Annotated in this window: 11 protein-coding genes; 6 read left to right on the top strand and 5 right to left on the bottom strand. The window is 42.4% G+C overall.

Going from position 1 to position 12,808, the window contains the following annotated elements:
• Nucleotides 1-9 precede the first annotated feature (9 nt).
• The 5 genes from HQK88_12340 (at nt 10) to HQK88_12320 (ending at nt 5,640) form a co-directional block, all read left to right on the top strand.
• A complete protein-coding gene (locus HQK88_12340; GenBank protein ID MBF0617590.1) occupies nt 10-2,553 on the top strand; it encodes a PAS domain S-box protein in 2,544 nt (847 codons plus the stop codon).
• On the top strand, nt 2,546-3,772 hold the full coding sequence (locus HQK88_12335) for a response regulator (protein ID MBF0617589.1): 1,227 nt from the start codon (nt 2,546-2,548) through the stop codon (nt 3,770-3,772). Before HQK88_12340 ends, HQK88_12335 begins: the two co-directional genes overlap by 8 nt.
• Nucleotides 3,773-3,800: 28 nt before the next feature.
• Nucleotides 3,801-4,556: a response regulator gene (locus HQK88_12330; GenBank protein ID MBF0617588.1), complete on the top strand. Its 756-nt coding sequence runs from the start codon at nt 3,801-3,803 to the stop codon at nt 4,554-4,556.
• An 87-nt stretch (nt 4,557-4,643) separates the two neighbouring features.
• Nucleotides 4,644-5,057: a hypothetical protein gene (locus HQK88_12325; GenBank protein ID MBF0617587.1), complete on the top strand. Its 414-nt coding sequence runs from the start codon at nt 4,644-4,646 to the stop codon at nt 5,055-5,057.
• Between the two features lie 136 nt (nt 5,058-5,193).
• Complete coding sequence (locus HQK88_12320; protein MBF0617586.1) at nt 5,194-5,640, top strand: flagellar protein FlaG; 447 nt, start codon at nt 5,194-5,196, stop codon at nt 5,638-5,640.
• A 61-nt stretch (nt 5,641-5,701) separates the two neighbouring features.
• Here HQK88_12320 and HQK88_12315 read toward each other — a convergent pair whose 3' ends face one another.
• The 4 genes from HQK88_12315 to HQK88_12300 form a co-directional block, all read right to left on the bottom strand.
• Complete coding sequence (locus HQK88_12315; GenBank protein ID MBF0617585.1) at nt 5,702-7,081, bottom strand: hypothetical protein; 1,380 nt, start codon at nt 7,079-7,081, stop codon at nt 5,702-5,704.
• An 83-nt stretch (nt 7,082-7,164) separates the two neighbouring features.
• Complete coding sequence (locus tag HQK88_12310; GenBank protein ID MBF0617584.1) at nt 7,165-8,040, bottom strand: N-acetyltransferase; 876 nt, start codon at nt 8,038-8,040, stop codon at nt 7,165-7,167.
• Nucleotides 8,012-8,575, bottom strand: a complete 564-nt coding sequence (locus tag HQK88_12305; GenBank protein MBF0617583.1) for a 2-oxoacid:acceptor oxidoreductase family protein — start codon at nt 8,573-8,575, stop codon at nt 8,012-8,014. The genes HQK88_12310 and HQK88_12305 overlap by 29 nt, the downstream gene beginning before the upstream one ends.
• Nucleotides 8,576-9,331 (bottom strand): 2-oxoglutarate oxidoreductase, encoded by a 756-nt coding sequence (locus HQK88_12300; protein ID MBF0617582.1) that lies wholly within the window; start codon nt 9,329-9,331, stop codon nt 8,576-8,578.
• Nucleotides 9,332-9,466: 135 nt separating this feature from the next.
• Between HQK88_12300 and HQK88_12295 the strand changes: the two genes are divergently transcribed.
• A complete protein-coding gene (locus HQK88_12295) occupies nt 9,467-11,194 on the top strand; it encodes a tetratricopeptide repeat protein (protein MBF0617581.1) in 1,728 nt (575 codons plus the stop codon).
• On the opposite strand, the gene HQK88_12290 is transcribed toward HQK88_12295, so the two are convergent.
• Nucleotides 11,130-12,800 (bottom strand): glycosyltransferase family 39 protein, encoded by a 1,671-nt coding sequence (locus tag HQK88_12290; protein MBF0617580.1) that lies wholly within the window; start codon nt 12,798-12,800, stop codon nt 11,130-11,132. The two genes, HQK88_12295 and HQK88_12290, sit on opposite strands and share 65 nt — an antisense overlap.
• Between the last annotated feature and the right edge of the window lie 8 nt (nt 12,801-12,808).

The raw sequence follows: 12,808 nt of genomic DNA, 5'->3' as shown, positions 1-12,808 counted from the left end.
TAGAGAGCGATGATAAGTGATGAACTGGATGATAAGATAAAGACAATAAGAAATAAGTTGTCGTTTGTAGAGAATCTGAGAAAATCCCTGAAAGACCGCGTTGAGAGCAATATATCGTCTCTTTTTGAAAGTAATATTGCCCTTCAGGAGAGAATCTATCAGCGAACCATAGAGCTTGACAATATAAATAAGAAACTTCAGCTTGAGATCACCGAGCGTATGCAAATAGAAGAGGCGTTGCGGTTAAGTGAACATCGCTATAAACGCCTCATAGGCGCCATAACGGATTATATTTATACTGTGGATGTGGTGGATGGAGAGGCTGTATCAACCAGCCACGGTCCCGGCTGTGTGGCAGTGACAGGCTATACGCATGAGGATTACGTTCGTGACCCCTTTCTGTGGTACCAAATGATACATCCTGAGGATCGTCACTCTGTTATGGAGATGACACGGCGCGTTCTGGCAGGAGAGATTATGCCCTCAATCGAGCACCGGATTATCAACAAGGACGGTACCACCCGATGGGTGAGAAACACCATAGTTCCCCGCCGCGGCAAAGACGGCACGCTCATTGCCTATGACGGACTTATTTCTGATATAACCGAACGCCGCCGGACTGATGAGGCTTTGAGGCTTAGCGAACAGCGGTATAAACACCTGCTTAATGCCACAACCGACTATATATACACGGTGGAGGTCAGTGAAGGTAAAGCGGTATCAACCAGCCACGGTCCGGGCTGTCTTGCCGTAACCGGATACACATCTGAGGAGTATGCGCAGGATTACTTTCTCTGGTATCGGATGATACACCCTGAGGACCGTCACAGCGCCTCAGCTATGGCTGAAAAAACCCTCAGAGGTGAGCAGGTGCAACCCGTTGAACACAGGATTATTCATAAAGACGGCTCAATTCGGTGGGTAAGAAACACAACCGTCCCCAGACACGGGAAAGACGGAGTCATGATTGCCTATGACGGCCTCATAACAGATATAACTGAACGAAAACTAGCCGAGGAGGCTCTCAAAAGAAACAAAGAGCGGCTGGCCGATTTCTTTGATAACGCATACGATATGATTCAGATTGTGGATATGCAGGGCCACTTTAAGTATGTTAACCACTCGTGGCTTATCACTCTCGGTTACGACGCATCAGAGGTTGAAACACTTAGCATGTCTGAGATAATTCATCCTGATTACCTGAGTGAATACGAGGCTGTGCTTCATGAAATTCTGACCGCAGGACATGCAAACAGGTTTGAAACCGTGTTTATCACAAAGCAGGGGCGCCATATATCGGTACTGGGAAGTATAAGCTATAGCTATGAACACGGGAAACCATCCGCAGCACGTGGTATTTTTCATGATCTCACGGAAATAAAGAAAGCCGAGGAAACTCTTAAACGTCTCAACGACGATTTGGAGTTAAGGGTGAAAGAACGTACCGCTCAACTTTACCACGCGGCCTCATACCTTGAGAGCGTGCTCACATCGCTAACCGATGCTCTGTTTGTTATAAACTCCTCCTTCTCAATAAGAAGAGTAAACCCCTCGGCATGTCTTATGCTTGGGTACAAAGAGAAGGAACTTGTCGGAAAGGACATAAAAAGTGTTTTTTCAGAAAGTCTCGAGGCAGTTGTAAATGAGGTATTGGAACATGAAAGGGCGAAGGACGAGTTTATGACTGTCAGGACAAAAACCGGACAGACAATCCCGGTGCTGGTAAACTTGTCAAGATTAGGCAAAAAAAATGAAGAAACCATAATAGTTGTACATGATATGAGAGAGATAAAGAAACTTGAGGAGGAAACTCAGAGGATACAGTTAAAAATGCTTTCTGCCTCAAAAATGGCGACTCTGGGTGAGATAGCAACAGGCATTGCCCATGAAATAAATCAACCCCTGACTTACATAAGCAGCTTCATACAGGGGTTACTGCTTGATATAAAAAAACAGCGCCTTGATGAAAAAGAGGTACAAAAGGAGGCTGGCACAGCTTATAAACAGGTCGGGCGTATCGTGGACATAATCCAACACCTGAGAACCTTCGGACGGCGTGACGACCTGGAACTGACGCCGGTAAATATAGAAACGGTGCTAAATAACACCATGCTGCTTATAGGGGAGAGAGTACGCCTTAAAAACATAAAACTACAAAGGACCGTGGAAAACGAGGTGCCCTGCGTGCCAGGAAGCGCTAACCAACTTGAACAGGTGTTTATTAACTTGCTTCAAAATGCTATGGATGCTTTCCCAAAAAACGCTGCCAGTGCTATAATTAAAGTTAATGTATCTCAACTGTATGAGAAGCGTAAGTGGGTAGTCATTAAGATTTCCGATAACGCATCGGGTATTGATGCCGAAAATCTGGATAAAATCTTTGAACCTTTTTTTACCACTAAAGAGGTAGGCAAAGGCACAGGCCTTGGTCTTTCCATAGTTTATGGCATAATAAGCGAACATAACGGAACTATCACTTGTGAGTCCGTAAAAAATAAAGGGACTGTGTTTACAATTAAAATCCCAGCGTGCGGGGAAAACGTTGGTGAGTAAAACAGCCGAATCTGAGGTCAACGTGCAAGAGTCAGAGGATATCAGAATACTGGTGCTTGATGATGAGCAGGTTGTTATAGAGGCAATAAAAAAACACCTGAGAGACTCCGGTTATAAAATCTATTCGGCTAAAAACGGCAAAGAAGGACTCAGGTTGTACTCTGAAATCAAGCCGATGCTTATAATACTGGATCTAAAGATGCCTGTTATGGATGGGATAGAGTTTTTGGAAAAACTGCATCTTTCCCCAGGCGACCCGGCCTCAGTGATTGTACTTACCGGACATGGCAGCGATGAGGATATGCAGCGGTGTTTTGAGCTGGGAATTGGTGCTTTTTTGCATAAACCGTTTAACGTCTATGAACTAAAGGGGCTCGTAAAACACTCAATTACCCTTAAACAAGTCGGAGAAAACCTGAGGCGTGAACTGCTCAAACGTACAAAAATGGAGGAGGAGCTCAGTAAATACAGGTATCATTTAGAGGAGCTTGTGCAAAAGCGCACATCGGAGCTTGAACTGTCAAATGAGCAGCTCCAGGTCGAGATAGCGGAACGAAAGAAGGCTGAGCTTAAAATCAGTCTTTCACTCAGGGAAAAGGAGGTCTTGCTTAAGGAAATCCACCACAGGGTGAAAAATAATCTTCAAATAGTATCGTCTCTGCTTGATCTACAGTCAAAGTATATTAATAACTCTGAACTTCTCGATATGTTTAAAGACAGCCAAAACCGCCTTAAAACCATGGCCCTTATACACGAAAAGTTATACCAGTCTGAGGATTTGTCTATTATAAATTTCTCAAGGTACATTCCAAGTCTGTTAAACCACCTTTACCAGTCTTATAACCTCAGCACATCTGCCATATCTCTGGATACCGACATCGAGAACATCTCAATAGGGGTGGATACTGCCGTGCCGTGCGGACTGATAATAAACGAACTGGTATCAAATTCACTTAAGTATGCCTTCAAAAGCGGCAGAGACGGCCTTCTGGGTGTTTATCTGAAAAGGGACGATGATGATTACTTTTCCCTGACAATAAGCGATAACGGTGAGGGGTTACCGGATGGGTTTGATATAAAAAATGTCAAATCCCTTGGACTTAGGCTTGTTAACGCCCTTGTGGTGGATCAGTTGGAGGGTTCAATTAATTATGAGGGCAATGGCGGAGCTAAATATTTGATAAAATTTAAGGAATTAAAATATGATAAAAGGAGATAGGTGATACCTGACAGAGAGGAGACATATTATGGTTGAAAATCCGGGGAACTTCTCACAATCAAGAATTCTGGTTGTAGAGGATGAAAGTATAGTGGCCATGAATATATGCGAACGGCTGAAAGAATTGGGTTATGAGGTGGCTGATGTAGTATCAACAGGAGCCGATGCGATAAAAAGAGCCGGGGAACTTGATCCTGACCTTGTACTTATGGATATAGTGTTAAAGGGCAACATGGATGGGGTGGAGACAGCCGAAAAAATTCGCAATACTTACGATATCCCGGTCATATTTCTTACGGCATACTCAGACAATGATACACTTAGACGTGCCAAAATCACTGAACCCTACGGCTATATCCTAAAACCGTTTGAACAAAGGGAGCTCTTAATAGCAATCGAGATAGCCGTGTATAAGCATGAACTGGAAAGAAGGTTAAAGGCAAGTGAGAACTGGCTTCTGGCAACATTGAAACTGATGTCGGCAGCTATGATAACAACTGATATAAATGGCACAGTCACGTTTCTGAATGCCGAGGCTGCAGCTATCACCGGTTGGACTATGAAAGAGGCGATAGGGGAGGATATAGCCGCAATTTTTAACGTATCACCTGAGGACCCTGTTAGAAAGGTGCTTCAGGAGGGCATGGTTATCTCCAAAAACAGCTTGTTAACCAATAAAAAGGGACTTCAGCATAATATAGACTTCAGCGCCATTTCAATTACCGATGAGAGTAAAAGAAACATGGGTGTTGCAATCCTTATTCATAATGCAAGCGGGGATTAAAAAAAAGTTTTAAATGGGCTAAAGTTTTAAAAATATTAACCGATATAATAAGTAATAACATTAGTACAAGTGAGGGGGGTGAGTAAAATGGTAGGAAACGTCAATAATCAAACACCGGGAGTAACACAAGGCGGGGTAAACCAGGCAGCACAGCAGAACAAGCGGCAGGTCGAGCAGAATAATGAGAAAGAGCAGACTACCCTAAAGACAAACGCAGCTGCTGTTGTAAACATATCGAATGCAGCTAAGGCAGCAAATGCAGGCCCAAAACAAACATTTGGGATGCAGAGTATGGAAGGCAATCCTGGCGTTGGCAGTCTAGGCGTTGGTTTCTCTACAAAGACAACAGAGGCAACCGCAACTAAGGCAACAGAGGCAGCCGGCGGAGCAGCAGTAGTGAATGTATCTCAAGAGGCTAAGAATGCTCAGGCAAATGCAGCTACACCAACTAAGAAACCTGAGGAAACAGCACGGAAAGCACAGGCTTCTATTACAGGGTAGTGGACATTACGGCAAAGGGCAGGCGTCCACATGGTAATTACATGTGGAGCAGTGGTTGGATGGTTGCCCGTGGACGCCGCAGTTGTTTAAAGGTGATTGTTACTTAGACAATTGTCTTTTTGTCAAGGATGGCATTATGGACATAAAAGCATATAATACTAACATACCGGTTTATTCTCAGCCAGTTCAGAACACGGCTGAAACGGATAGTGGCAGCAGGCAGGCTCCTGCTTCAGGTAAGACCGCAGTTGCCACAAGCAACGCCGGCACCCAGCAGGAGACATCTTCTGCCCTTAATAGGGGCGTGCTTCCTGATGCTGAGATTAAAGACACTGATAAAGGTGTCACTGCTGTAGCCCAAAAGGTTAAGGATAGCACCGCTGGTACGAGTAAAGGTAAGGGTTCAGCCCTGCCTGATACCAAAGGCAAGATGTATTTTGCCGTTGATGACAACAATAATGTTGTTATCAAGGTAGAAGACTCAAAGGGTAATGTTGTCAGCCAGATACCACCAGAGGAATATATCAAAATGTCTAAAGTACTTGAGGAAATTTCAACCAACCTGTTCCACACTACTGCCTGACTGTTGTTTATTCGTTGTATTTATAGTACCACGCTGCTTTCAATTGCCAGAGCTCACATTGTCAAAACACCTCTACGTAAACAGGAATGGTGGAAACGGTAAACGTTGCCGTTGAATTGCTAACACTTACATATTGCTCTTGCAAGGCATCGCTATCCGGCACGGAATTAGTTATTTTTACACTTGTGACAGACGCATTATCTAAACTTAAAGAAATAGTACTATTATCTGCTGAAGACCATATAACATACACAGGCTTATCTTGCACAGTGAACTTGTAAGCGAAGTAATAAACATTATCATGAGGTGATACGGTGGTTACAGAGGTGAAGTAATCTATCTTTTGTATAAGCAGTCTCAGAGCATAAAAGGCTGGTCTTTTTGTGCCATCTAATGCAACAAGACCTTGGTTTCGCATCATATAATACGTATAGAATATTTTATCAGTACCATTATTAAAAATCTTAACGTACCCCTTTACGAGCCGTTGTGCCTGACAGGAATCATCCTCCACAGATGGAGTACCGCAGGGGGAGATATCTGAAACTTGTATATTAAAAACGCGGTACTCAGTCAACCATGGGGGTTTTTTACCGTAGTTATTAAAGAACTTATACCATGTAGATGAGTCTGCCTCCATGCCATCATCATAGTTGGGGTCGTAGTGGTAATTCCCTATGTCCACATTCGGAAGTCCGTAAGCAAACAATATTTCCCAATAAAAGTAAGCTGCTGCAAGAGATGTAGCTCCGCCGTTTAGAACCTGAGCCTCAGGGTCAACTGACTTAATGGCATCGGATGTGCTTGTAAGCACCTCGTAATAATCATCCTGACTGCCCCTGAAAAACACCATAGGCGTAATACCAGGTTGAGTAGTTTGATAGGATGTCTCCGGTTCGTTTAACACTTCCCAATGTTTAATGGGAGTTATCAATCCAGGCATACTGTTTGCGCCTTTTGTGCCATATCTTTCCACCAGTGCTTTAACGAAGCGAATGTAAGCATCCATGTCATAAGGCTTACATCTGGACAGAGGCAAATCAGCCTCCCACCTTGAGCCAAGGCACATTGAGATATCATAGTTAGTCTGATCCCACACTGCATAAGGCCATATGGTAGGTAACACTTGTAGGCCGTGCGCCTGTGCTTGTCTGACATAGTCATCAGTGATGCTGAAATCGTACATACCCTTTTGGTGCTCTATTAAGCCCCAGACAAATGGCCCCGGATGCGGCCTGTCATATTTGAAGCCTACCTCTGTAAATGGTTCAAAATATGGCAGATTAGTCAGCGCATAGTACCAGAAGACCTGGGCATCCTCGTCTCCGACAAGCCCGTAGTAGTTTCCCAGATAGCCAAAATGGGAATCTGCTGTTTGATCCAATGCATAGGATTTGTTTTGAGGGCAGTAACTTGCCATAATACACAGAGCTATCACCATCAGTGCGAATCTCAAAGTATTCTTCAAGTTAAAAGCATTTAAATAGTTATATCCGGAATTAAAAAAAATCATGACCCCCCTTACTACTTTGAGAAATTTGCTAAACACTCGTTTACTTCTAATAATAACTCTTTTCCTTCACTAAATGTAACTGTTGCCAATGCCTCGCTAAAGTCAGCCCATTTGTAGTCCGCAATTTCAGATTCCTGAATTTTAACGGTTTTCTCCTTCACTAAAGCTAAAAAATACATTACTGTCTTATTAACCGGCTTTCCTTGTCTTATGACAATATAGTTTTCGATAAAGGGAGGATGGCCATATAGTTTATAATCAGTTACGGAGGTTTCCTCCTCCATTTCTCTTTTAGCAGTGTCAAGTGGAGTTTCACCAGCATTGGCGTGTCCTTTGGGAAATGCCCAGTGGCCGGCATTATGCTGTATCAGAAGAAAAAGCGGCTTACCACCTTGCTCATAGACGGCAATTATGCCATACGAGCGTTCCTCCTCGATGTTTAAAATGACAGCCTGTTCATCACAGTCCGGAAATTTTGGGCATTTTAAGCAATCGCCCCATATTTTCTGAGGCAGTCCGGATTTATCAGTTTCTGTAAAGCCGTGTTTTATAAAAAAACCGGGCACATACGTAAGAGCAAAGACCCTGTTTATGCCAAGTGCTCCGGCATCTTTTATGCAGCGCTTAAGAAGCTCTGAACCAACAGATTTTTTCTGAGCGCTTTGTTTTACCGCAAGTGATTTTATTTCAGCCAGATCCTCCCACAGCACATGCAACGCACAGACTCCGATAATTTCTCCGGCATCATTCTCACACACAAAGTAGTCCCTGATATGTTCATAAAATTCATTGAGAGACCTTGAGAGCATAACCCCGCGTGAGGCAAATTCATTTACCAGCCTGTGGGCTGATTTTACATCAGTGACCAGTGCGTTTCTGATTTTCAATTATCTCAAAACCTCTGGCAATTGCAAGCTTGTTAAGTGAAAGCGTCTCAGCTGATAACTTCACGGAGTCATTTTCCATAACTGACAGCAGTACATTCTTTTTTAAGAAGAGCATATCTGTTATTGAAGCGACAGCGCCAAGCATAAGCATATTTGCAGACTTTTTACTGCCAAGCTCTGAGGCAAGTGTTGTGGCAGGAATCCCGACGGTTTTTATTTCAGCACTGCCGTTTTCGTAAGTAAACAGTGATGAGTCATAAAACAATAAACCGTTTGTTCTTAATCTGTGGATGAACTTTTTTAGTGACATACTGTTAAAAACAATAAGCACATCTATATGTTTAATAACCGGAGAGCCAATCGGCTCATCGGACGCTATGACCGTGCAGTTAGCCGTGCCGCATCTGATTTCTGCTCCGTAAGAGGGAAACCACGTTACATTTTTACCGCTAACCATGGCGGCTGAGGCCATAAGCTTACCCATAAACAGTATCCCCTGACCACCTGAACCGCCTATAAGAAATCTGTTTTCCATCTAAACTCCTCCGACACCATTGTTAACATCCTTAAGTATCCCAGGTTTAAACACCTCAGTCATTTCATTGTGTATCCACTTAAAAGAGTCAACACAACTCCGATGCCAATCGGTGGGACATGGCGAGAGGATTTCAAGAAAGCTAAAACCTACACCTTGTACTTGATTTGAAAGCACTTTCACAATCTGTGATTTTGTGGCAGTAACACCCTTTAAACCGTCAAGAGCGGTTCTGGCTACAAAAGCAGCGCCGTCTATAGTGGCTATCAGTTCACTCACCTTAAGAGGATAACCCTCAGTGTATATGGTTTTTCCTTTAGGGGTTGTTGTAGTTGTTTGTTTGAGTAAGGTCGTCGGGGCAGCTTGCCCGCCTGTCATTCCATAGGTAGCATTATTTATAAAAAATACAGAGAGATTTTCCCCTCTGTTTGCGGCATGGATAATCTCACTTGTGCCAATTGCGGCAAGGTCGCCATCCCCCTGATACGAAAACACGATTGAATCAGGGTTTACACGTTTAAGTGCAGTTGCTACCGCAGGAGGTCTTCCATGAGCGCACTCTATGACATCAAAGTTGAAGTAGTCATAGGCAAACACCGCACAACCTACCGGAGCTATACCAATGACACGTTCCCTGATCTGGAGCTCATCTACCGCCTCAGCTATCATCCTGTGCACAAGGCTGTGACCGCATCCGGGACAAAAACGAAACGCTGCTGCTTTCAGGCTCTCAGGCCGCTTAAAGACTTGTTTCATACCTTGCTATCCATAAATGCCAAAGTATTTAATTATAACATATTTGCTAATGCCTTTTAGTAAATGTCTTTACTATTAAAATTATTTCAGTTTTGCTGATGGATTAACATACAATAGCTTATGTAAAATAGACCTATGCAAAACCGCACAAATAAACTATCTCTGATTTTACTTATAGTGGTTGCCGTTCTATCGGCATATTTTCCGCTTAGGGAAAACGGATTTATCAACTGTGACGATCCTCAGTATGTCACGGAAAACTCCTATGTTTTAGAAGGGCTTACATGGGAGGGAATTAAGTGGGCATTTAAAACCAACTTTTTTCTTAACTACATTCCACTGACCTGGCTTGTTCACATGTCAGATGCGCAAATTTTTGGTCTGAATCCGGCAGGCCATCACATGACAAGTCTCATTATGCACATTCTAAACACTCTCTTATTACTATTGTTTCTCAGGAAAATGTCTGTCGGAGACAATCAGGCACTATTTGTGGCGGCACTGTTTGCCCTCCACCCAATAAATGTTGAATCCGTAGTATGGGTATCGGAAAAGAAAAATCTTTTATACTCGTTCTTTTGGTTTCTGTCGCTTGTAGCCTATATAAACTATGGAAAACACAAAAGAAAGAAGGACTACTTTTTGTGTCTTACTTTTTTTATTCTAAGTCTGTTATCAAAACCAATGGCTGTTACTTTGCCTTTTGTGTTGTTGCTATTGGATTTTTGGCCACTCAGGCGATTTTCGTTACTGACAATACTTGAGAAAATCCCATTTCTCATTCTTTCTTTTTCAGAAAGTTTTATAACATTCTCGTTACATGCCGATATATCAGCTGTTAACTCACTAAACGCTTTCCCGCTGCCACATCGTATCGGCTATTCGCTCCTTTCTTATGTGGATTACATCATAAAGACGATATATCCTGTCAATCTGGTTCTTTTTTACCCGTACCATGAGAACTTTCTTATCTTAAAGTTTGTTTTTTCTGCTATATTTCTTTTATTAGTCACCATGTTTGCTGTAAGATTAAGAAAATCGCACCCATATTTCATTTTTGGATGGGGCTGGTACATTGGATTGCTTTTGCCCGTCACGCGGTTTTTATTTGCCGTACGAGATCCCATATCCGACCGCCATGTTTACCTTGCAAACATAGGGTTGTTTATTATTGTATCAAAAGGGGTGCCGGATTTACTTAAGCAACAAGCCGTGATTAACTTTAAACAGCGGATAATCCGCACTTTTAAATCAGATTGGAATCTGCCGGCACCCAAACTGTTGCTATATCTTTCACTTGTGATACTGGCAATTTTTGCCACTATGGCGTTTAAACAGGTTCATCGCTGGAAAAACTCCCTGTCTCTGTTTAGTTACGCCATAAACGTTTCACCGCGCAGTTATCAGGCATACAATAATTACGGGGCGGCGTTAATTGCTCTGGGGAGGTATCAAGAGGCTCTTGAAGTAACTAAAAAGGGGCTAAGAGTGAATCCTAACTCTAAAGAGCTTAACTACAACATGGGTGACGCCCTTACGAGGCTTGGCAGAATTGACGAGGCATACGATTATTTCAAATTAAGTTCGCCTGATTTATCAATTAGCAAAGATTTTTATTATAAACGGGAGGGGCTGAAATATATGAAACAAAAAAAGTACATGCAGGCTGTTCACTTTTTTACTCTTTCGCTACGGCTCAAAGACAATGACATAGAGAGCATTAATAATCTTGGGATTGCACTAATGGGATTAGAAAAATATGAGGAGGCGGCAGAGATGTTTACACGCGGGCTTACCATTAACCCAAAGAGTTATCAATTGCTGTATAACAGGGGGCTTGCTTTAAAAAAGGCAGGGAAATAGATAAGGAATAATCCACAGATAAATTTCTCTTTTTATAGATAATAAAGCTGCTCTTATGCTCTGCTGTAAAATATTCATAACTGTCTGGTTCAGGGGCAGAGCCGCCAGCTTTTGAATCATAGACCTCAATGCTTAGTTTCTCATAAAAGGAATTGAACGCATCAGGAATGTTACCGATACTGGTTTTTATAATACCTGAGGCTGATACCGGTAGTATCCAGTCAGGAAGATATTTGGTTTTAAAGTTTGAAATATTAGGCGGGAAAAACCTTGCGTCAATAATTTCCACGTTAGTGTAAAAAATCAGAGGGAACTCAGGGTCAGCGACATATATGCTGCCGTCTTTCCCCTTACTTTCCCGGTTTATAAACGTAGCAACTGCCGTCAGTTTATTTTCATAGTGGGTTGTAATGGATCTTAGCATCTTCAAGACAGGCATTTCAGGAGTATGAATTTTAAAATGTACTCCGGTGTGCTGAAATCCCTCAAACATACTTTTTATCGGATAAATCGTATAGACGGAAAGCAGGTTTGTAAATCCAAGCAAAATTGCCAAAGTTACAGATATGAGATTATTTTTGATAAGCTCTCCTGTAATAACTGCTGCAATCAGAGCAAACACAGGGAAAAGTGCCGCATTGTAACGCAGGTAAATACCGGGCGCTCTTGCCACTGTAAGCATAGTAACGGGAATCAGTATACAGATAAACGCATACAAAGTTGACAGTGGTGGATCAGTTTTCTTAACTTGCCTTGTCAACAAATATATCGGGATAATAAGCAACAAAGGGACAGGGAAAAGATGAAAATGAATTTCCGCTATATAATATAAAATTTTAAATGGTATATCCTCGTGGTCAACTAAAAATGCTCCCTGCTGCCATAGTTTTGCATAAAAAATCCATGGTAAAACAAACGCTGTAAAAGTCAGGGCAGTAACAGCAAAATTGCGCAGCAGAGTTGGGATTTTTTTATAAAACAGACAGGTGAGAACCACAAGGGCTATGACATTTCCCAAAACCACGATATAGTTAGAATAAAACTGCAGTGCCAGAGCGATGGCAAGTTGTATGGGCGCTGATTTCTTGTTTCCTTTCAAAACCTTAAACAGCGACAATATAATCCAAACCTCTGTAAACATAACTACCGAATAGTATCTGCACTGTCTGACATGAAGAGCAAACAGCTCTGAAGCCAGTAAGAAAAAGACCGATAAAACGGCAGCTTTATGGCTTTTGTATATATAAAAGGCCGTGTATGCAAGCAGTGTTAATGTCATAAGGCCAAAAAGAGCAAATGGGAATCGTGCGGCAAAAGTACTTTCCCCTAAAAAGGCAAAAGATAGTGCCGCAAGGTATTCACCCAGCCACGGTCTCCAAATCCACACACCGTTTTGATTTGCCTCGATAGTTGGGTTAAAAAGCGCAATCAGGTTTTTGCCGTCAAATACTTTTGGAACACCGAACTTAACTATATTTGCTGACAAGAGAGCGGTCTCAGCCTCATCGCCCCACAGTGGGCGGTCATTAAGAGCATAAAGCAACAAAAACAAAGCAGAAACTGCTAATAACACGTAGCTACAGATGATGGTTATTTTCTTAAACATACGGCTTA

This window comes from Nitrospirota bacterium (genome assembly GCA_015233895.1).
In the GTDB taxonomy this organism is placed as follows: domain Bacteria; phylum Nitrospirota; class Thermodesulfovibrionia; order Thermodesulfovibrionales; family Magnetobacteriaceae; genus Magnetomonas.
Note: the sequence above shows the minus strand (reverse complement) of the source record. Positions and strands in the feature narration are given on the sequence as shown.